This window comes from Erythrobacter dokdonensis DSW-74 (genome assembly GCF_001677335.1).
Lineage (GTDB): Bacteria > Pseudomonadota > Alphaproteobacteria > Sphingomonadales > Sphingomonadaceae > Erythrobacter > Erythrobacter dokdonensis.
Genome location: NZ_LZYB01000003.1, coordinates 117,544 through 138,931 on the forward strand (window position 1 = coordinate 117,544; position 21,388 = coordinate 138,931).

At 65.6% G+C, this 21,388-nt stretch carries 14 protein-coding genes; 8 read left to right on the forward strand and 6 right to left on the reverse strand.

Annotated elements, in window-relative coordinates; all coding sequences use genetic code 11:
* Nucleotides 1–93 precede the first annotated feature (93 nt).
* Nucleotides 94–1,260, reverse strand: a complete 1,167-nt coding sequence (locus I603_RS07060) for an isovaleryl-CoA dehydrogenase (protein WP_068863544.1) — start codon at nucleotides 1,258–1,260, stop codon at nucleotides 94–96.
* A 113-nt stretch (nucleotides 1,261–1,373) separates the two neighbouring features.
* Here I603_RS07060 and I603_RS07065 point away from each other — a divergent pair, with 113 nt between their 5' ends.
* Nucleotides 1,374–2,156, forward strand: a complete 783-nt coding sequence (locus I603_RS07065) for an ATP-binding cassette domain-containing protein (RefSeq protein WP_068863546.1) — start codon at nucleotides 1,374–1,376, stop codon at nucleotides 2,154–2,156.
* Nucleotides 2,156–3,694: an ABC transporter permease/substrate-binding protein gene (locus I603_RS07070; RefSeq protein ID WP_068863548.1), complete on the forward strand. Its 1,539-nt coding sequence runs from the start codon at nucleotides 2,156–2,158 to the stop codon at nucleotides 3,692–3,694. Before I603_RS07065 ends, I603_RS07070 begins: the two co-directional genes overlap by 1 nt.
* Before the next feature lie 73 nt (nucleotides 3,695–3,767).
* On the opposite strand, the gene I603_RS07075 is transcribed toward I603_RS07070, so the two are convergent.
* The 3 genes from I603_RS07075 to lgt form a co-directional block, all read right to left on the reverse strand.
* Complete coding sequence (locus I603_RS07075) at nucleotides 3,768–4,166, reverse strand: DUF2147 domain-containing protein (protein WP_232305282.1); 399 nt, start codon at nucleotides 4,164–4,166, stop codon at nucleotides 3,768–3,770.
* Between the two features lie 93 nt (nucleotides 4,167–4,259).
* The gene (locus I603_RS14910; RefSeq protein WP_324613942.1) at nucleotides 4,260–6,494 is read right to left on the reverse strand and encodes a class I SAM-dependent methyltransferase; all 2,235 of its coding nucleotides are present in this window, start codon (nucleotides 6,492–6,494) and stop codon (nucleotides 4,260–4,262) included.
* Nucleotides 6,398–7,294, reverse strand: a complete 897-nt coding sequence (lgt, locus tag I603_RS07085; RefSeq protein ID WP_068863550.1) for a prolipoprotein diacylglyceryl transferase — start codon at nucleotides 7,292–7,294, stop codon at nucleotides 6,398–6,400. Before lgt ends, I603_RS14910 begins: the two co-directional genes overlap by 97 nt.
* Before the next feature lie 189 nt (nucleotides 7,295–7,483).
* Between lgt and I603_RS07090 the strand changes: the two genes are divergently transcribed.
* The 3 genes from I603_RS07090 (at nucleotide 7,484) to I603_RS07100 (ending at nucleotide 14,422) form a co-directional block, all read left to right on the forward strand.
* Nucleotides 7,484–9,199, forward strand: coding sequence for a class I adenylate-forming enzyme family protein (locus I603_RS07090; RefSeq protein ID WP_068863551.1), 1,716 nt, complete (start codon nucleotides 7,484–7,486; stop codon nucleotides 9,197–9,199).
* Between the two features lie 7 nt (nucleotides 9,200–9,206).
* Nucleotides 9,207–11,966, forward strand: a complete 2,760-nt coding sequence (locus I603_RS07095; RefSeq protein WP_068863554.1) for a [protein-PII] uridylyltransferase — start codon at nucleotides 9,207–9,209, stop codon at nucleotides 11,964–11,966.
* A 101-nt stretch (nucleotides 11,967–12,067) separates the two neighbouring features.
* Nucleotides 12,068–14,422 carry a TonB-dependent receptor gene (locus I603_RS07100; protein WP_068863556.1) on the forward strand — a complete coding sequence of 785 codons (2,355 nt, stop codon included), beginning with the start codon at nucleotides 12,068–12,070 and terminating at the stop codon, nucleotides 14,420–14,422.
* A 60-nt stretch (nucleotides 14,423–14,482) separates the two neighbouring features.
* On the opposite strand, the gene I603_RS07105 is transcribed toward I603_RS07100, so the two are convergent.
* Together I603_RS07105 and I603_RS07110 are read right to left on the reverse strand one after the other, a co-directional pair.
* Nucleotides 14,483–14,953 (reverse strand): hypothetical protein, encoded by a 471-nt coding sequence (locus I603_RS07105; RefSeq protein WP_068863558.1) that lies wholly within the window; start codon nucleotides 14,951–14,953, stop codon nucleotides 14,483–14,485.
* Nucleotides 14,954–14,959: 6 nt separating this feature from the next.
* Nucleotides 14,960–15,622, reverse strand: coding sequence for a YggS family pyridoxal phosphate-dependent enzyme (locus I603_RS07110; RefSeq protein ID WP_068863560.1), 663 nt, complete (start codon nucleotides 15,620–15,622; stop codon nucleotides 14,960–14,962).
* Here I603_RS07110 and I603_RS07115 point away from each other — a divergent pair.
* The 3 genes from I603_RS07115 to I603_RS07125 all read left to right on the forward strand — a co-directional run bounded on the left by I603_RS07115 (nucleotide 15,621) and on the right by I603_RS07125 (nucleotide 21,255).
* On the forward strand, nucleotides 15,621–16,181 hold the full coding sequence (locus tag I603_RS07115) for a thiamine phosphate synthase (protein WP_068863562.1): 561 nt from the start codon (nucleotides 15,621–15,623) through the stop codon (nucleotides 16,179–16,181). The genes I603_RS07110 and I603_RS07115 overlap by 2 nt on opposite strands.
* Nucleotides 16,182–16,255: 74 nt before the next feature.
* Nucleotides 16,256–18,679 (forward strand): FtsK/SpoIIIE family DNA translocase, encoded by a 2,424-nt coding sequence (locus I603_RS07120; RefSeq protein ID WP_068863564.1) that lies wholly within the window; start codon nucleotides 16,256–16,258, stop codon nucleotides 18,677–18,679.
* A 206-nt stretch (nucleotides 18,680–18,885) separates the two neighbouring features.
* Entirely contained in the window at nucleotides 18,886–21,255 is a 2,370-nt protein-coding gene (locus I603_RS07125) for a TonB-dependent receptor (RefSeq protein ID WP_068863566.1), read from the forward strand.
* Nucleotides 21,256–21,388 lie beyond the last annotated feature (133 nt).

Below are 21,388 nucleotides of genomic sequence, written 5' to 3' on the forward strand. Positions count from 1 at the left end.
CAGGGGCCGCCGTGCGCCACGGCACCGAAGCACCGTGGGTGATATGGCGTGTAAATAGCACAAAATTGCACAAAAGCAAGATACCGGCCATCTCTACCCCGCCGCCCCGATCAGCTCGCGTCCGATCAGCATCCGGCGGATCTCGTTGGTGCCCGCGCCGATGTCGAGCAGCTTGGCGTCGCGCATATAGCGTTCCACCGGCCAGTCGGTGGTGTAGCCCGCACCGCCCAGCGCCTGCACGCTTTCTGCCGCAACCTTGAAGGCGTTCTCCGACGCCAGCAGGATCACCCCTGCCGCGTCGAAGCGCGTCGTCTGCCCCGCGTCGCAGGCCTTGGCGACCGCATAGGTGTAGGCGCGGGCCGATTGCAGGGCGACATACATGTCGGCGACCTTGGCCTGCATCAGCTGGAAGCTGCCAATCGGCTTTCCGAACTGCTTGCGCTCCCGCAGGTAGGGAATCACGGTGTCGAGGCACGCCTGCATGATGCCCAATTGCAAGCCGGCAAGCACCACGCGTTCGTAATCCAGCCCGCTCATCAGCACGCCGACGCCGCCATTGACCGGGCCCATCACGCGGTCTTCGGGGATAAAGCAGTCGTTGAACACCAGCTCGGCGGTGGGCGAGCCCTTCATGCCGACCTTGCTGATCTTCTGGCCGATGGAAAAGCCTTCGTCGCCCTTTTCGATCAGGAAGGCGGTGATGCCGCGCGATCCGGCGTGGCCATCGGTCTTGGCATAGACCACCAGCGTATCGGCCTCGGGCGCGTTGGTGATCCAGAACTTGGTGCCGTTGAGGACATAGCCGCCTTGGACGGCATCCGCCTTCAGCTTCATCGACACCACGTCGCTGCCCGCCCCGGCTTCGGACATGGCGAGGCTGCCGACGTGTTCGCCGGAAATCAGCTTGGGGAGATACTTCGCCTTCTGCTCGTCATTCCCCCAGCGGCGGATCTGGTTGAGGCACAGGTTTGAATGCGCACCGTAGCTGAGACCGACGCTGGCGGAGGCCCGCGACACTTCCTCGACCGCGATCACGTGTTCGAGATAGCCGAGCCCCAGCCCGCCCCATTCCTCCTCGACGGTGATGCCGTGCAGGCCCAGCGCGCCCATCGGCTCCCACAGCTCGCGCGGGAAGCGGTCTTCGCGGTCGGTCTTTTCCGCGAGCGGCGCGATCTGTTCGTCGGCGAAGCGCGCGGTGCTTTCACGGATCATCTCGGCCGCTTCGCCAAGCTGGAAGTCGAAATCGGGGGTGCCGCGCATTTTATGTCCTGCGAGTGAAATGATTGTTCTGTGGGTGCGCATAGCAAGCCGCCGGACAAAGGCCAATCGGGGACGCTGGTCCTTGTGATGTTTCGCCGTTAGGACAGGCGGTGATGACCTCCCGCGATCCCCTGCTGCGCTTCGAAGGTGCCGCGCGCGCCTATGGCGATGTGCTGGCCGTGGCAGGGGTGACATGCAGCATCGCGGCGGGCAGCTTTGTCGCGCTGGTGGGCGCTTCGGGTTCCGGCAAGTCGACGCTGCTCAAGATGGTCAACACCCTTGTCGAACCCACTGCAGGGCGGGTGCTGTTCGGCGGGGAGGACGTGGCGAGCCTGCACCCTGCGCACCTGCGCCGCCGGGTCGGTTACGTGTTCCAGGGCATCGGCCTGTTCCCGCATATGAGCGTGGCCGAGAATATCGCCATCGGTCCGCGCCTGACCGGCGAGAAACTGCCGGACAAACGCATTGCCGAGCTGCTGGAGCTGGTCGAGCTCGAACCGGCGATGGGAAGCCGCATGCCCGACGAACTCAGCGGCGGGCAGCGCCAGCGGGTCGGCGTGGCGCGGGCGCTGGCAGGCGAGCCGGAATTGCTGCTGATGGATGAGCCCTTCGGCGCGCTCGATCCTCTGACCCGCGATGCGCTCGGGACCAAGGTGCGCGAACTCCACGACACGCTTGGCCTGACAACGGTGATGGTGACCCATGACATGGCCGAAGCCTTGTTGCTGGCTGACCGGGTGCTGGTGATGGATGCAGGCGCGCTGGTGGCCGACGAGAGCCCGCGCGCCTTGCTTGCAGGAGCGGGGGGAGAAATCGCGCAGGGCCTCGTTTCCGTCCCGCGCCAGCAGGCCGAACGACTCGCCGCGCTCGAAGGCGTTGGGGAGACGCGCCGCTGATGGGCGATATCTGGGATATCCTGCCCGGACTTGGCGACAAGCTGGCTGCGCATGTCGTGCTCTCGGCCAGCGCAATCGGCCTTGCCATCCTGATCGCCCTGCCGATGGCGGTGTGGGCAAGCCGTTCGCCGCTGGTCTCGCGCCTCGCGCTCAGTCTTGCAAGCCTCGTCCAGACCATCCCCGCGCTGGCGCTGCTGGCGCTGTTCTTCCCGCTGCTGCTGTCCTTGCGCGCGGTGTTCGGCGAGGGTTTGCCGACGTTGGGCTTCCTGCCCGCGCTGTTGGCGCTGACGCTCTATGCCCTGCTGCCGATCCTGAGGAATGCCGTGACCGCGCAGGCCAATCTCGACCCGGGCGTGCTCGAAGCCGCCGATGGTGTCGGCATGACCCGCTGGCAGAAACTGACGCTGGTCGAAGCGCCATTATCGGCCCCCTTCATCATGGCCGGCATCCGCACGGCAAGCGTCTGGACGATCGGCGCGGCGACGCTTGCCACCACCATCGGCCAGCCAAGCCTTGGCGATCCGATCTTTGCCGGGCTGCAAACCCAGAACTGGGCACTGGTGCTGGCCGGATGCCTCGCCAGCGCAGGGCTGGCGCTGGCGGCGGACAACCTGTTGTGGGTGATCGAGGTCGGGCTCGCGCGGCGCTCGCGGCTCCAGACGTTCGGGGGTATGGCAGTGGTCGCAATCGGGATCACCGCTGCGCTGTGGGCGCAGGGTTCCGGGAACGACGAGCGCCGCATCGTCATCGCCTCCAAACAGTTCTCCGAGCAATACATCCTCGCGCAACTGATTGGCGGGCGGCTGGAGGCGGCGGGCTATGCGGTCGAATATCGCGACGGGCTGGGCAGCGCGGTGGTGCATTCGGCGGTCGCCTCGTCAAGCATCGATATCTCGGTCGACTACACCGGCACGATCTGGACCAATTATCTGGGGCGCAAGGACAATCCCGGGCGCGAGGCGATGTATGAAACGATCCGCGACTGGGAGTGGCGCGAAAACGGCGTGAGGGTGCTGGGTCGCCTCGGGTTCGAGAACGCCTATGCCTTCGCCATGCGCGGCGAGCGCGCACGGGAACTGCGGGTCGCTTCGCTGGCCGATCTTGCCGCGGTTGCGCCCAATCTTACCGTGGGCGGGGACCCCGAATTCTTCGAACGCCCAGAATGGATCGCGGTGCGCGATGCCTATGGGCTGCGCTTCGCCAGAAGCCGCAACTTTGCTCCGACCTTCATGTATAATGCCCTCCAGTCGGGCGAGGCCGACGTGATCAGCGCCTATACCTCGGACGGGCGCATCGCGGCCGACAAGCTGGTGGTTCTCGAAGACCCCGAGGGCGCGCTGCCGAGCTATGACGCAATGATCATGCTCTCGCCCCGGATCGCCGCGGACGAGGGAGTGATCGCGGCGCTCACGCCGCTGGTGGGAGCGATTCCGGTCGAGGCCATGCGCGAGGCCAACCTTGCCGTCGACCGCGAGGATGAAGCGAAGCTGACCCCGAAGCAGGCGGCAGCAGAGCTGGCGGAGAAGGCCGGCTTCTAGGCTTTGCCCACCCCGACCCTTCCTGCAAGCGGGAGGAGATTATCGCGCGGGCACGGGCCGCAGCCCGCGCCAATCAAGACACCTTCTTCCACACCTGTGTCTGGCAGAACGGACCGATGCAGCCTTTCACCTCGAGCACGTTTGCTCCCTTGCGGCGGATTACCGAACGGTAGGTCCGGCCGCTCTTGGGATCATAGATCCGCCCGCGCCATAACTCGCCATCCGCGACGAAGCCGGTCAGGATCGGCAAGCCCAGCAGCTTGCGGTTGCGCAACTTCGCATCCGGGTTGTTGATGTCACGCTGGTCAGGTCCTTCAGGCGGCGGAACAAGGAACCGGTCGATCGTGCCGCAGACGGCCTTGCCGCAAGGGGCAATCAGGATCACCCCGTCCTTTTCCGCCGTCACCCAGCGTCCCGCCACCGGCTCTGCGGCATGGGCAGCTACCCCGCCCAGCGAAAGGGCGACCAGCATCGGCGCGCAAAATAGTGCAAGTCGCGGCATCATCGAATGATTCTCCAGCGGCGAATGGGTGATGATACGCGCAAACCGGGCATCCGGTTACCCTTAATCGAAGCCGACCCCGAACGGCCAGCGCCGTCCGCAGATGCCCAGCACCTTGAACAGCGTGCCCATCTGGTGGTCTTCGACCAGCCGGTCGCGCTGGCGCTTGAGCTTGTCGGCCTCGCCCGGATTGCGGCGCTGGAGCGCCTCCAGCCGCGTATCGATACCCATCTGGCGCAGCCATTCGCCCTGGCACTGCAATCCCATCAGGTCCGCGCCGTTCGCTTGCGCGACATGCGAAAGCAGCTCGAAATCGACATGGGCGGTGATGTCGGCCTCGCCGGGATGGGCGAAGACATCCACCTTCTTGTGTGCCTTCAAGGCCTGCAGGGTGGTGCCCGAGGCCAGCTCGCGATGGCCGTAATCGACGATCAGTGCCGCGCCGCCCTGCTCCTTCAGGCGCCGGGCGATCTCCTCCATCACCGCAACGGCGGCCGTGCTGGTCTCGATGGTTGCGCCCTGAGCCGCCTTGACCCAGCTGGGCGGGACGATGTCGTCCATCCGTTCCTTGCCGGCGACAAAGGTGAAATTCTCGCCGTCGAGCCCGACCATCCGTTCGAACCAGCCATCAGCCGAGCGCATCAGCTGGCGGATCGGCAGGGCATCGAAGAACTCGTTGGCGACGATCAGCAGCGGGGCATCGTCAGGCAGGGTCGAAAGATCGTGGTGGTGGTGGCAATCGGGAAAGGCTTCGCGCTGGATCGCGCGCAATGTCGGTGATGTCTCGACGAAATGTACCTGCGGGGCAAATTCGTAGCGCGCGGCAGTGGCCAGTGCGTCCTTCGACAGCGTGCCGCGTCCCGGACCAAGCTCGACATAGTGGATACGCTTGCGGCTGCCCATGCGTACCCACAGGTCGGCGAACCACAGTCCGATCAGCTCGCCGAACATCTGGCTGATTTCGGGCGCGGTGATGAAGTCACCCTGATCGCCCAACGGATCGCGGCTGGCATAGTAGCGCGCGTTGCTCTCGCCCATGTACTGCGCGAGGCTGATGGGACCGGTCTCCTTGATGAGCCGGCGGAAAGTCTTGCCCAGATCGATGTTCGCACGTTCGGCGGCTTCCGCCTCGATGCGGGCCTGTTGTTCTGCCTTGGCACGTTCGGCGGCCTCGGCGGCTTCAGCTTCGGCCCTTGCCTTTGCCTCGGCTTCGGCCTTGGCCCTGGCGGCTGCTTCGGCTTCGAGACGCGCCTTTTCGGCAGCGGCAGCTTCCGCCTTGGCCTTCTTCTCGGCTTCGGCCTTGGCCTTGGCCTCAGCCGCAAGTCGCGCCTTCTCTTCGGCCTCGGCTTTCTTGCGGGCTTCGGCCTCTGCCTTGGCGCGCGCCTTTGCCTCGGCTTCCGCTTTCGCCTTTTCTTCGGCCTTGCGCCGCGCTTCCGCTTCGGCGGCGGCCTTGGCGGCAGCTTCCGCTTCCGCCCTGGCGCGTGCTTTGGCCTCCGCCTTTGCCTTTGCCTTTGCCTTGGCTTCGGCCGCGAGACGCGCCTTTTCCTCGGCCTTGGCCCTTTCCTCGGCGAGCGCCTTTTCCTTCGCTTCCTTGCGGGCGCGAGCCTCTGCTTCGGCCTTCGCCTTTGCTTCTGCTGCAAGGCGCGCGCGTTCGGCGGCCTCGGCTTCGCGGCGCGCGCGGGCTTCGGCGGCGGCTTTCTCGCGGGCTTTGCGCTCGGCAGCGGCGCGGGCCTCGGCCTCGGCCTTGGCGCGCTCGCGCTCCTCGCGCATGGCCCGCGCGCGCGCTTCGGCTTCCGCCTTTGCGCGGGCGAGGGCTTCTGCCTTGGCTTTCGCTTCGGCTTCAGCCCTGGCTTTTGCCTCGGCCTTGGCCTTGGCGCGCGCTTCGGCCTGTTGTCGGGCCTTTTCCTCTGCTTCCGCCTTGGCGCGTTCGGCGGCTTCGGCTTCGGCCTCTGCCTTGGCTTTCGCTTCGGCTTCGCGGCGGGCTTTTGCTTCGGCCTCGGCCTCGGCCTCGGCCTTGGCCTTGGCTTCCGCTTCTGCCCTTGCCTCAGCTTCCGCCGCGCGGCGCGCCTGTTCCTCTGCTGCCGCCTTTGCCCGTGCTTTCGCTTCGGCTTCCGCCCTGGCGCGGGCCTTCGCCTCGGCGGCTACGTCTTCCTCGGGATCGATCAGCCGGAGCGCGCTGCGCCAGACGCGCGCACCTCCGGTCAGGCCGGGCTGGTCGAGCCCGTCGCCAGCGGTTTCTTCTGCAGCGCGAAGAACACGACAATCAATCCAGTCAATATCAGCGGTATGGTCAGCCATTGCCCCATCGATAGCCCGGTTCGTGCCGCGAAGTCAGCCAACTGTGCGTCCGGCTCGCGAAAAAACTCGTTAACGAAGCGCGAAATTCCCATGCCCAGCGTGAACACCCCCGCCAGCAGTCCGGGACGATAGCGCGCGCGGGTTTTCCAGAAGAGCAGCATCATCACCACCAGCAGCGCCAGCCCTTCCAGTCCCGCCTGATAGAGTTGGCTGGGATGGCGTGGCAGTTCGCCCGCGCCCGGGAATATCATCGCCCAGGGGGCGTCCGAGACCCGGCCCCACAGCTCGCCATTGATGAAATTCGCCAGTCGGCCGAGCAGCATTCCCATCGGCACGCCGACGCTGACGTAATCGACCACGCGGATGAAGTTCAGCTTGTCGCGCCACGCCACGAAAGCCATCGCCACCGTCACGCCGATCAGTCCGCCGTGAAAGCTCATCCCGCCGTCCCACAGCCGCAGCAGTTTCCACGAGACGATTCCCTCGCCCGAAAAATCGGTGAAGACGGAAGGAATCCCGGTGTTCCCGCCGGTGTAGAACGCCGCATAGCCGAGCCGTCCGCCGAGAATCACGCCGAGCGTGCAGTAGAAAAACAGGTCGTCGGCATGGCGCTGCGCCATCGGCGCGCCGGGCTGCTTCAGCATCTTCGAGGTGTGCCACCAGGCGAAGATCACGCCGAGGAGGTAGGCCAGCGAATAGAACCGGAGCTGAAAGAACCCCAGGTCGATTCCCGGGCGCAGGCCGAGGTCCGACCAGTAGAGCGGATCGGAGACGCCGCTTGCAGCAAGTAGTGACAGCACGGAGCGAACCCCTTATTGACAATGATATGCCGTATCGGCGGGCCTGACATGGCCCTCGTCGCGGGTGCTTCTGGCACAGCGCGCGGGGCAGGGGAAGGGGCGCAGGGCCGCGGGCAGGAACTGGGATCGGATGACCGGACACGCTTCAGGCGCGCCGGTTCTCCAACAAGAGAGAGGAAAGGATACCGCATGCCCACCCAGCTGGACAATGCGCTCGAAGCGATCATCAGCGCGCTCACCGCTCCGGGTCAGCCGTTTGCCACCGTGCCCTTCACCCGCGACGGGGTGGAGATGCCTGCCTTCGCCGGTGCCCCGCCGAGCCTTGCGCATTACTTCGCGCATTTCTGCAACGAGCATCGCGACGTGCCTTTCCTCGTCGATGGCGATGTGCGGCTCACCTTCGCCGAGGCCTACAGCGCCGCGACCTGCGTGGCCGAAGGTCTGGTGACGGTTCACGGGGTGCACAAGGGTGACCGGATCGGGATCGCCGCGCGCAATTCCGCCAACTGGATGATCGCCTACATGGGCATCATCATGGCCGGCGGCTGCGCCACGCTGCTCAACGGCTTTTCCAGCGGCGAGGAACTGGCGCATGGCATCGACCTTGCCGAATGCAAGCTGGTGCTGGCCGACGAAGGCCGCGCCGCCCGCCTCGAGGGCCATGATCACGGCGCCAGCGTCGTGCTTTTCAGCCACGGCAATCCCCCGTCCGAAGGCCTCGCCAATGTCTGGGCCGTGCCGCAGGGCACCAGCGCGGCAATGGCGATGCTGGGGCAGATCGGGCCGGACGATATCGCCACGATCCTTTACACCTCGGGTTCCACGGGCAAGTCCAAGGGCGCGTGGTCGGATCACCGCGGCGTCGTGCATGGCGTGATGAGCTATGTCAGCCAGAGCGCGATGGCCAAGGTCCATGTCGAAAGCCAGGAAGGCCCGATGACCGATCAGCCCTGCGCGCTGGTGGCCGTGCCGCTGTTCCACGTCACCGGCGAAGTGCCGCTGTTTCTCCAGAGCTTCGCGATCGCGCGCAAGCTGGTGCTGATGCCCAAGTGGGACGCAGGGCTGGCGATCCGGCTGATGGCGGATGAAAACGTCACCTATTTCGTCGGCGTGCCGCTGATGAGCTATGAAATCGCCAACCATCCCGACCGCGCGCAATACGACCTGTCGAAGTGCAAAAGCTTTGCCGCAGGCGGCGCGCCGCGTCCGGTCGAGCATGTCACCCGCATCAAGGAAGCCTTTCCCGGCGGCTTCCCGCTGCTGGGCTATGGCCTGACCGAAACCAACGCGGTCGGCTGCGGCAATTTCAACGAGAACTATCTCGCCAAGCCCGGTTCGACCGGCCGCGCCAGCAAGCCGATGGTCGATCTGGCAATCCTCGACGATGACGGCAATCCGCTCTCCAATGGGCAGGTGGGCGAGGTCTGCATCCGCTCGGTCGCCAATTTCCGCGGCTACTGGAAGAACGAGGAGGCGACCAAGGCCGCTTTCACCGCCAACGGCTATTTCCGCACCGGCGACCTCGGCTATCTCGACGAGGACGACTACCTGTTCATCGTCGACCGCAAGAAGGACATCATCATCCGCGGCGGGGAGAACATCTCCTGCATCGAGGTGGAAGATGCGATCTACGCGCATGACGACATCGGCGAATGTTCGGTCTTCGGCCTGCCGGACGAGCGTTTTGGCGAGGTGCCGGCGGCGGTTTTCCGGATGAAGGAAGGCCGTGCGGCGATCACGCCTGCTGAACTGCGCGCCTTCCTGCTGGAGCGGATCGCGCCGTTCAAGGTGCCGCTCGAACACCAGATCTGGATCACCGAGGAGGCGCTGCCCCGCCTCGGCACCCAGAAGATCGACAAGCGCAGCGTCAAGGCGCGCTACGGCAGCGAGGCGGTTGCCGCGTGAGTGTGACGTGAGTCCGAGGCGCGTCCCCGGCCAGCGCGCGATCATCGACCGGCGCGCGCTGGCCGAGGAAATCGCCGCGCTGCACGAGGCCCACGGGGCCGCCTCGCGCGGGGCAATCGTGAAGGCGCTGCGCGACGCGCTGGGCGAGGGACGCTGCGAACTGGAGCGCCGCCTCGCCGTGGCGCCCTCGGCCGGTCACGAGGTGACGGGGGGCTATTCCTTCCTCACCGACCAGCTTTTGCGGGTGATCCACGATCACGTCACCACGCACCTCTATCCCGTTCCCAACCGCACCCGGGCCGAACGGCTCGCGATCCTTGCCGTGGGCGGCTACGGACGCGCCGAGATGGCGCCCCATTCGGATATCGACATCGCCTTCATCACTCCGATGAAGCGTTCGCCTTGGTGCGAACAGGTGATCGAGGCGATGCTTTACATCCTGTGGGATCTCGGTCTCAAGGTCGGCCATTCGAGCCGCACCGTTGCCGATACGATGCGCATGGCGAAAGAGGATCTGACCATCCGCACCGCGCTGCTCGAAGGGCGGCTGGTGTGGGGCGACCAGCAGCTTTACGAGGAACTGCGCCAGCGTTTCTGGCAGGAGGTCGCCAAGGGCAGCGAACGCCAGTTCCTGACCCAGAAGCTGGCCGAACGCGACGCGCGGCACAAGCGCATGGGCGACAGCCGCTATGTCGTCGAGCCCAACATCAAGGACGGCAAGGGGGGCTTGCGCGACCTGCAAACGCTCTACTGGATCGGCAAATATGTCCACCGTGTCCAGAACGCCGCCGAACTGGTCGATGTCGGCCTGCTGACCGCCAACGAATATCGCAGCTTCCGCCGCGCGGAGGGGTTCCTGCTGGCGGTGCGTTGCCACATGCACATCATCACCGGCCGCGCCGAGGACCGGCTGACCTTCGATCTGCAGCGCGCCGTGGCCGAGCGCATGCTGTTCGCCGACCGCCCCGGCAAAAGCGCGGTCGAGCGGTTCATGCAGTACTATTTCCTTCAGGCGAAACGCGTCGGCAGCCTGACCGGCGTGTTCCTGGCGCACCTCGACGATGAATTCGCGAAGAAGCGCACCCGCAGCGGTTTCTTTGCCGGCTGGACCCAGCGACCCCGCGTGTTCAAGGGCTATATGGTCGAAGGCGGACGCTTGCGCGCACCGGGTGACGACTGGTTCCGGGCCGATCCGGTGCGGCTGATCGAGCTGTTCCAGGTGGCCGAGGCCGAGGGGCTGGAGGTCCACCCCGAAACCATGCGCCTTGCCGACCGCGATGCGAAGCTGATCGATGGCAAGGTGCGCCGCGACAAGCGGGCCAACGCCCTGTTCCTGGATCTGCTGGCGGGCCGCAAGGATCCCGAAACCGCCCTCAGGTGGATGAACGAGGCGGGCGTGTTCGGCCGGTTCGTGCCCGACTTCGGCCGGGTCAACGCGCAGATGCAGTTCGACATGTATCACCACTACACCGTCGACGAGCACACCATCCGCGCCATCGGGCTCCTGTCCCAGATCGAGCGCGGGCTGCTTGCCGCCGATCACCCGCGCGCGACCCGCGAGATTTCCAAGGTGGCCTCGCGGCGCGCGCTGTTCGTCGCGGTGCTGCTGCATGACATTGCCAAGGGACGGGGCGGGGATCATTCGGAACTCGGCGCGGAGGTGGCACACCGGCTGTGTCCGCGCTTCGGGCTGGACGAAAAAGAGACCGATCTGGTCGCCTGGCTGGTGCTGCATCACCTGCTCATGAGCCGCACCGCACAGAAGCGGGATCTCACCGATCCCAAGACGATCGAGGATTTCGTCGCCGAGGTGCAGAGCCTCGAGCGGCTGCGCAATCTCGCGATCCTGACCGCGGTCGACATCCGCGCCGTTGGTCCCGGCACCTGGAACAGCTGGAAAGGCCAGCTGCTGGGCGAACTCTACGATGCCGCGCAGGAGCGCCTGCGACTGGGCCACAAGGGGTCCGGCCGGGCGCAGCGCGTGGCGGCGAAGAAAGAGGCGGTGGCGCGGCTGCTGGGCGAACACGAGCATCTTGTCGAGGCAATCGGCGCGCTGCTGGCCGATGCCTACTGGATCGCGGAGCCCGAAGATATCATCGCCAGCAATCTGTTGCAATATGATGCCGCGCGCGCCGCGCAGGAGCAGCTTTCGATCCACTGCGAGCCGGATGAGACCCGCGGCGCGACCCGCGTCAATGTCATTGCCGCCGACCATCCCGGACTGTTCTATCGCATGGCGGGCGGGATCCATCTGGCCGGCGGGAACATCATCGATGCGCGCATCCACACCGCGAAAAGCGGCTATGCCTTCGACAATTTCCTCGTGCAGGACCAGCATGGTCAGCCTCTGGGCGAGGAAGCGCAGATCGCGCGCATCAAGAAGGGTATCCGCGACGCGCTGCTGGCCAAGGTCGAACTGGTACCCAAGCTTGCTGCGCGCCCGCTGGCGCATTCCCGTGCGAAGGCCTTCGACGTTGCTCCGCGGGTCGGGTTCGACAATGATGCCTCGAACAATTTCACGGTCATCGAAGTTACCGCACGCGATCGCCCGGCGCTGCTCAACCGGCTCGCCCATGCACTCTACAAGGCCAGCCTGATCGTCCATTCGGCGCATATCACGGCCTATGGCGAGGCGGCGGCGGACACATTCTATGTGACCGATCTGACGGGTGCCAAGGTCAAGGCTCCCGAACGTCTCGCCGAGATCGAGGCGGCGCTGCTCGAAGCAGCGAGCGACCGCCGCCAGCGCCAGCTCGAGCAGGCTTGATCGGGCGCAATGGGCGCTCTGTCGAAGCCTGAGCCACATTAGGTTGCATTCCTGCAACTCTTCGCTATTCCCCCGCGCCTCAACTCAGGGAGAGTTCGATAATGCTTACCAAATCCCCCGTTGCCGGCCGCTTGCGGCTTGGCAAGACCGCGCTGCTGCTTTCCGCTGCGGCCCTGGCCCCCTATGCTGCTAGCGCCCAGGACGTCGAAACTGACGACCAGCCGCAACAGCGCGCCAGCGCAATCGACACCATCAACGAAATCCTCGTCACCGGCACCAAGACCCGTGACCCGGAAAACGTGCAGGACATTCCGCTGGCCGTGACCGCGTTCAACGCCGGCACGCTTGAAGCCTTCAAGATCCGCGACATCCAAGGCCTGTCGTTCCAGGCGCCGACGGTCAGCCTTGACCAGATCGGCACCAGCCGCGGTACCGCCAACTTCACCGTCCGCGGTCTTGGCATCAATTCCTCGATCCCCTCGATCGACCCGACCGTGGGCGTGTTCGTCGACGGCGTCTATCTCGGCATCAACGGCGGCGTCGTGTTCGACCTGTTCGACCTTGAAAGCGTCGAAATCCTGCGCGGTCCGCAGGGCGTGCTGTTCGGCCGCAACGTGACCGGCGGCGCGGTGGTAATCAACACCGGCAACCCGACCGAGGACTTCCGCGGCAAGTTCCGCGCGGCAGTCGACGGCCCGGCACTGGATGGCGGCCGCGGCGGCCCGAACTACACCGTGAGCGGCGTGGTCTCCGGCCCGATCGTCGAGGACGTGCTGCTGTTCAAGGTCGGCGCCTATTACAACAAGGACGAAGGCTATTTCCGCAACCTCGCCTCGCTGACCAATCCGAACATTCCGGAAAATCACGGCAAGGCGGAAACAAAGATCCTGCGCGGCGCGCTCGAAGCGCGTCTGGGCGATCTGACCCTGACCGGCAAGCTCGACTATTTCGAGAGCGACGGCGACGGCCCCTCGGCCCAGAACCGCGCGTTCTTCGATCGCAACAGCTTCGATATCGCGATTGACGAGCCGGGCGCCTACGCCAACGAGATCTGGACCGGCTCGCTCACCGCCGAATGGGATATCGGCCCGGGCACGCTGACCAATGTCTTCGGCTGGCGCGACTACGATGCTACCACCAACGGCGATATCGACGCGACCCCGCTGTTCCTGTTCCACTCGAACACCGAGACGACGCAGGAGCAGTTCTCGAACGAATTGCGCTACGCCATGTCGTTCGATCGGCTTGATCTGACCATCGGCGGCTTCTGGTTCGAACAGGACCTGGCCTATACCGAAGTGCGTGCGCTGCGCCGCGATCTGCCGCCGGCCTTGCAGCCCCCGCTGTTCTTCGGCGGCGGTTCGCAGAACCACGAGGTGATCGGCCTGTTCGCCAACGCGCAGTACGAAGTGCTCGACAACCTGTCGATCATCGCCGGGATCCGCTGGAACCAGGAAACCAAGGATGCGGGCGTGACCTACATCATTCCGCGCGCCCCGTGTTCGGTGGTGCAGGGCACCTGCCCGACCGGCAGCCAGCCTTTCGACCCGGCGACCGAGACCGACGGCTTCACCGACCGTGTGCGGTTCCGCAACGTCTCGCCCAAGCTCGGCCTGCAGTACCAGTTCGCCGATAGCCAGATCTACGGCCACTGGAGCCGGGGCTTCCGTTCGGGCGGTTACAACTTCCGCATCACCAACATCCCGGTGTTCAACCGCGCCTTCGCGGCGACCGGCGATCTGTTCTTCGACGAAGAGCAGGTCGACAATTACGAACTGGGCGGCAAGTTCCAGACCGCGGACGGCTCCTTCACGCTCAACGTGGCGGGCTACGTGACCAAGGTCGGCAACATGCAGCGCGAGGTGAACCTGGCCGATCCGGGCGCGGGCGTTGTGCAGAACATCCTCAACACCGCCGACGCCACGATCGCCGGTTTCGAGGCCGAAGCACGCATGCGTGTGTCGGACAGCCTCGTGTTCACGGCCAATATCGGCATCATCGACGCCGAGTATGACGAGGTGCTGTTCGATATCTCGGGCGACGGTCTGATCAACGATGCCGATCTCGACCTGAGCCTGCCGCGCGTTCCCCCGATCACGGTGGGTGCTGGCCTGATCCATGACTGGGATCTGGGCAGCAGCAACATCGTGACCCGGGTGAACTACCAGTACCGTGATGAAGCAGCCTATACCGACGACAACCTCGGCTGGCTCAACGCGCTCTCGAACCTCGAGGCGAACATCACCTGGAATACCCCGGTCGATGGCCTGTCCCTGTCGGTCTATGGCCGCAACCTGCTCGACGAAGTGCAGGAAGGCGGCGATACGCAGGTTCCGTTCGGTGGCCCGAACTCGACCGGCGTGCGCCAGCCCTTTGCGCCGAACCCGACGGCCGGCACCTTCTCGCCGCTGATGCGCGGCCGGAACATCGGCATCGAGGCGATGTTCGAGTTCTGATCGGGGCGAAAGCCTGGAACAAGAGGAAGGGCGCTCCGGCAACGGGGCGCCCTTTTTCGTTCAGTCCCCGCTGGTGGCGAGCAGCAGCGCGATGGCGGTGTCGTCGAATGCGACGAAGGCCCATTCGATTGCTGCGTCCGTGAGAGGATTCCAGCCGAAATACATGCGGTTGGTGACGATCTGCCGCGTGCGGGGATCGAAGCACGCAAGAAAGTCCCCTGCCATCGCCTGCGCATCGCCCTCGCCCAGCCACGGCTGCTGCGGCAACGCCATGTCATGCGCGAAAGCCTCGACCAGCGCAGTAGCGGCCGAGCGCGCCCCGTCCGGTGCCGCCTCGGCGTCGAGCAGTTCCCAATTTGCACCGATCGGCTGATAGCCGAGCGAGGTCACGAAGCTGTCGGCGCACGCGCAGTGCAAACCCGGCAGGGCATCAAGCGGGCGCGCGACGAACCGCACCTCGGCCTGATGGCCGCACAGCCGTTCGCGCCACTTCCCGAAGAACGCATCGAGCCGGGCGAGCGTATCGCTCACCCGCGCCTAGCCCCGCGCCCCGAACAGCGCGGTCCCCACCCGGACATGGGTCGCCCCCAGCATCACGGCCGTCTCGTAATCCCCGCTCATCCCCATGCTGAGCCCTTCAAGGCCATGATCCGCCGCCAGCTTGGCGAGCAGCGCAAAGAACGGCGCAGGCTCGATATCGGCAGGGGGAATGCACATCAGTCCCGCGAGCGGGATGTCCGCCGCGCGCACCGCATCCAGAAAGGCAGGCAGTTCCGCAATCGGGCACCCGCCCTTCTGCGCCTCGTCGCCGATATTGACCTGGACAAAGCACGGCACCCGCCTGCCCTGCCTTTCCATCGCCTTGGCGAGCGCGGCGAGCAGGCTCGGCCGGTCGAGCGAGTGGATGACGTCGAACAACGCCACCGCCTCGTCGGCCTTGTTCGATTGCAGCTGGCCGATGAGGTGCAGTTCGATGTCGGGATGAGCTTCGCGCAAGGCGGGCCACTTGCCCTGAGCCTCCTGCACCCGGTTCTCGCCGAACACGCGCTGGCCCGCATCGATCAGCGGCTTGATCGCGTCCGCGCCCTTGGTCTTGCTGACCGCAATCAGCGTGACGTCCTCCGGCCTGCGCCGCGCGGGCTTGCACACGCGGGCGATGTTGCCGCGGACTTCTGCGAGGCGGGTTGCTGCATTTTCCATGGGGCGGCTCTATAGCGGCTCGGTGACGCGCGCCAATCCCCTGCCCCGCCTGTGGCTCATCAGCGACCAACGCAACGATGCCGCGCTCGAGCGCGCCCTGACCCGTCTGCCGCGCGGTTCGGGCTTCGTCTATCGCCATTACCACCTGCCCGATCCGGAGCGCCTCCGGCGCTTCCTCGCCTTGCGGCGCGTCGCACGGGCGCGGGGACATGTCGTAATTCTCGCTGATAGCGCGCTGACCGCCCGTGAATGGGGGGCAGACGGAATCTATGGTGCGCCGCGCAGTCTCTATCCGCGTCGTGCCGGGCTGATCCATCTCGCCACGGCCCACGACATGGCGGAACTGGGCCTCGCGGCAAGGCTGGGTGCGGATGCCGCGCTGCTTTCGCCGGTGTTTCCGACCCGCACCCATCCGGGCGGCGCGGTGCTCGGCCCCGTGCGCTTTCGCCTGCTGGCGCGGCAATCGCGCATGCCTGTGATCGCGCTGGGCGGGATGACTGCCGGACGCGCCCGCGCGATAAGCTGGCCGCGCTGGGCCGCGATCGACGGATTGAGCTGAACAACGCTTCGCCGCACATCGCTTGACCGCTCGCGCCCGAGGATTCATGATGTGTTCCGCCTAGGAGAACCATCATGGCCACGCGCGCCGTTACCCCTCGAAGCACGAATGGCCGCAAGGCTGCCGTGCGCAAGTCCGATGCCGAATGGCGGGCTGGGTTCAAGCGCGGCGTGCGGCGGCTTGCGCAGATGGTGGGTGCTGGGGTGCTGCTCGCCGCCTGCGTGTTCCTTGCGCTCGCGCTGATCAGCTATACCCAGACCGATCCCAGTTCCTCGACCGCTGCCGACCCGTCTGAAGTTGCCAACTGGATGGGGACGGCGGGCGCCTGGGTTGCCGATGCGGTGCTGCTCGTGTTCGGCGTGCCCGGCGCGCTGCTGCTGCCGCTGCTCTATGTCTCGGCGCGGAAGCTGTGGCGCGATGTCGAGAACGGCGAGGAGCAGGAGACTACCCCATGGTGGCTGCCGACCGGCCTGTTGCTGATCGCGATGACACTCCTTGCCACTGTGCTCTCGCTGGCCTTTCCCGGCCCGGGCGGCACCTTGCCTGCGCAGGCGGGCGGGCTGGCGGGGTTGCTTGGCGCGGGGGCGATCGAAGCGCTGGCAGCCCGGATTGCCGGCGATGCGCAGGGGTGGGTGATCCTCGGCGCGGCGCTGACCTCGCTGGCGGTGGGCGTGGCTCTGCTCACACGGATTTTCGCAATCGACTGGCGGGTGCTGCTGAGCCTGCCCGAATTTCTCGGCGGCGGCTCGCTTGGCGGCCTGCTGCGCCGGGTTCCTTTCTTCAGGCGCAAGGCGGCGCCCGCGCTTGCCTTTGCCGAAGACGATGATGAAGCAGATGCCGCGCCGCGTCCGCGGCGCACGGCAAGAGGCGATGCTGCACCTGCCGAAATCGACGAGCGCCCGCGCCGCGCGCCGGAGATTTCCGACCCCTCTGCTCCGCCGCGGCGCGCCTTGCCCGCCAAGACCGCGCAAAAGGACATGTTCGCCGCCTTCAACCTGCCGAGCCTCGACCTGCTGGCCGAGCCTCCGGTCGACAAGGCCCCCAAGCTCGACAAGCTGGCACTGGAGCGCAACGCCCGCCTGCTGGAAAACGTGCTCGACGATTTCAACGTGAAGGGCGAAATCACCGCGGTGCGCACCGGCCCGGTGGTGACGATGTACGAGCTCGAACCGGCGCCCGGCATCAAGGCCAGCCGCGTGGTCGGCCTTGCCGAGGACATCGCCCGCAACATGAGCGCGATTTCCGCGCGCGTCTCGCCGATCCCGGGGCGCACGGTGATGGGTATCGAACTGCCCAACCAGGACCGCCAGGTGGTGATGCTGAAGGAACTGGCCGCCTGTGCCGCCTTTGCCGATGCCAAGGGCAACCTGCCGATCATCCTCGGCAAGGATATCGCGGGCGAGCCGGTGATCGCCGACCTTGCCGCCATGCCACACCTGCTGGTCGCGGGGACGACCGGTTCGGGTAAGTCGGTCGGGCTCAACGTCATCCTGCTTTCCTTGCTCTATCGCTTTACCCCCGCCGAGCTGCGCCTGATCCTGATCGATCCCAAGGTGCTCGAACTGAAAACCTACGACGATATCCCGCACCTGCTTTCGCCGGTGGTGACCGAGCCGCACAAGTCGGTGCGCGCGCTCAAGTGGGCGGTCGAGGAGATGGAGCGGCGCTACCGGATGATGAGCGCCATCAGCTCGCGCAACATCAACTCCTTCAACGAAAAGGTCAGCGCTGCGATCGCAAAGGGCAAGCCTTTGGGCCGCCGGGTGCAGACCGGCTTCGATCCCGAAACCGGCGAGCAATTGTTCGAGGAAGAACAGCTCGACTACGAACCGCTGCCGCAGATCGTGCTGATCGTCGATGAACTTGCCGACCTGATGGTGACGGTGGGCAAGGAAATCGAAGTGCTGATCCAGCGCCTTTCCCAAAAGAGCCGCGCGGCGGGCATCCACCTGATCATGGCGACCCAGCGCCCGTCGGTCGACGTCATCACCGGCGTCATCAAGGCCAACCTTCCGACCCGCATCAGCTTCAAGGTGACGAGCCGGATCGACAGCCGCACCATCCTTGGCGAACAGGGCGCTGAACAGCTGCTGGGCAAGGGCGACATGCTCTACAAGCCCAACACCGGCGCAATGGTGCGCGTCCATGGCCCGTTCGTGTCCGACGAGGAAGTGGAAGCGGTGGCCAACTTCTGGCGCTCGCAGGGCGCTCCAGAATACGTTGATGCCGTCACCGAGGAACCGGAAGACGGCGGCTTCGGCTTCGAGGACGAGTTTACCGCCTCGGACAATCCGGAAGAGCGCAAGTATCGCCAGGCCTGCCAGATCGTGATCGAGAACCAGAAGGCGTCAGGCAGCTGGCTCCAGCGCCAGATGGGGGTTGGCTACAACACGGCGGCCAAGTGGATCGAGCGGATGGAGAGCGAAGGGCTGGTCGGCCCGCCCAACCATGTCGGCCGTCGCGAGATCTTCCGCGATCGCGACGGCAATCCGATCTGACCTCACGCGGAAGACCTCCGCTCCGAAGCGGCACGATGCGCACCCCGAACCCATGCGGGTGGGAGCCTCGGCGCAGGGTTGATGCAATTCGGCAACGTCCCGAAACTGTCAATCGGCAGTAACCGACGCTTCATGCATCCGTCGCGGTTGCGTCACCAAGGCCTGTCAGGGGCAGGGTCTCTCTCCAGCAACAGGGACACCCAAAGATGCTCCGCACCTTCTCTTCGCGCGCCTCCAAGCTCGCGCTCGCCGCCACGCTTGCCGCTGCCCCGCAAACCGCCTTCGCGCAGGACAATGCCGCCGAAGGCGAACCGCAGGAACAGGCCTCCGGCAACCAGATCATCGTCACCGCGCAGAAGATCGAACAGCGCGCCGTCGACGTGCCGATCACCATCTCGGCGGTGAGCGGCGAGCGCATCCGCGAGCTGGGCGTGACCGATCTCGACGAGCTGTCGAACTACATTCCCGGTCTCAACATCCAGGAACAGAGCGCCAATAACCCCGGCATCGTGATCCGCGGCATCACCTCGGACAGCGGCTCGGCGCAGCAGGGTCCGCGCGTCACGCTCTATTACAACGGCGTCGACATCTCGCGTTCGCGCGGTTCCTATCAGGCGATCTACGATCTCGAACGCGTAGAGGTGATCAAGGGTCCGCAGGCGACCCTGTTCGGCACGGCTTCGGCGGTGGGTGCGATCAGCCTCGTCTCGGCCCGCCCGCGCGAGGGCTTCTCGGGCGAGATCACCGGTGGCTACGGCAATTTCGACCAGACCCTGCTGGGCGGTCATATCAATGCCGGGTCCGACGTGCTGGCCGGGCGCATCGCCTTCGAATGGCGCACCCGCGAGGGCTATGTCGAAAACCTCTCGCCCAATCAGGACAAGGAGCTCTACGCGCAGGACCAGCTCGGCTTGCGTGCCTCGCTGCGCTACACGCCGACGACCGATTTCACGCTCGACGTGATCGCCACCTATGACCAGCAGAGGAATGGCGGCACGCCGTTCATTTCGGGCACCTTCCCCGCCTTCGCGGGGGCACCCGGCGGGGCTGCCAACGCCTTCCGCGACGCCAATCTTGGCGGCAATCCGGCAGGCGCGGCGGCATTGCTCGACGACCAGCTCGGCCTCAACCGCGAGGTCTATGATCTGAACATCACCGCCGAATACCAGTTCGCCGACGAATGGACCTTCACCACGGTCAACGGCTACCGCGAATTCGACAGCGTCGAGGTGTTCGATGCCGACGGTTCGGCGGCGCCCTTCCTCGAATTCACCGAATTCGCGAAGGGCTGGCAGATCAGCCACGAGGGCCGCTTCAGCTATGCGGGCGACAGTCTGCGGGCAAGCGCGGGCTGGAACGTTTTCGTCGAAGACGGCTTCCAGAACGTCCCCTTCGCGACCGAGGAAGGCACCTATCTGCAATGCCTCACCTCGCTGTTCGGCGCGCCGCTGATTCCGGGCATTCCCTGCGTCGGGCCGGACGGCAGCGTTCCGGCGGCAGCGGTCACCGGCCTGCTGACGGGCGGTGCCTTGCAGGCGATCCCCTATACCTCGGTGTTCGAGAACCAGGGCCGCAACGAGGCTTATTCGGTCTTCGCCGACGCCACCTGGCTGGCGACGGATTCGCTGGAGTTGACCGCGGGCGTGCGCTTCCTGCAGGAATATCGCCGCTCGGGTTTCCGCGCCGATGTGCCCAACAGCCAGATCAGCGGTGCGCCGCTGATCCCTGGCCAGGTCGACACCAACGGCCAGACCTTTTTTGCCGATGACAGCTTCCAGGCGGTGCTGCCGCGCTTCAACGTGCTTTACCGCATCACCGACGACGTGAACGTCTTTGCCACCGTGTCCAAGGGCCGCCGCTCGCCGGTGGTCCAGGTCGCCGCGCGCCGCACCGGCGCCCAGGTGGTGCCCAACGTCACCGACATCGCCGAGGAAGTGGTATGGAACTACGAAGGCGGGATCAAACTGGCGACCGGATCGGTATCCGGCTCGCTGGGCGTCTATTATCAGGTCTATGACGATTTCCAGGTCTCGGTCGCGCAGCTTGACGACCAGGGCAATCCCACCGGTGCCTTCATCACCGCCAGCGCAGGGAGCGCCAAGAATCTCGGCGTCGAAGGCGAGCTGGCGGTCGATCTGACCGACTGGTTCCAGGTATTCGGCAATTTCGGCTATATCGACGGCGGGATCGACGAGGACGGAGCCTTCTCGCCCGCCTTCTCGGGCGCGCGCTTCCGCCTGCAGCCCGAATGGCAGGCCTCGGGCGGCTTCACGGTCGATTACGAGTTCGGCAATGGCATGCGGTTTTTCCTGACGCCCAGCGTCACGCATCGCAGCCGGATCTTCTTCGAGGTGCCGAATAATCCGCTGATCTCGCAGGGAGCGGTGACGCTCGTCAACGCGCGCGGAGGCCTGAGCTTCGGCGATGGCCGCTACGAAATCGCAGGCTTCATCCGTAATGCCACCGGCGAGGACTACCTGCTGGATGCGGGCAATACCGGTGGGGCCTTCGGCATTCCCACCTTCATCCCGGCCGAGCCGCGCTTCTATGGTGTACAGGCGACCGCGCGCTTCTGACGCACCCGGATGAATACCCGTCAGCGGGGCGGAGGGCAGGGTTCTGCCTTCCGCCCCGTTTGCGTTGGATCTCATGGTTTATCGACGTGGTTAGCAATTTCTAAAGAACCTCCTCGTAGCGCTACGTAAATCA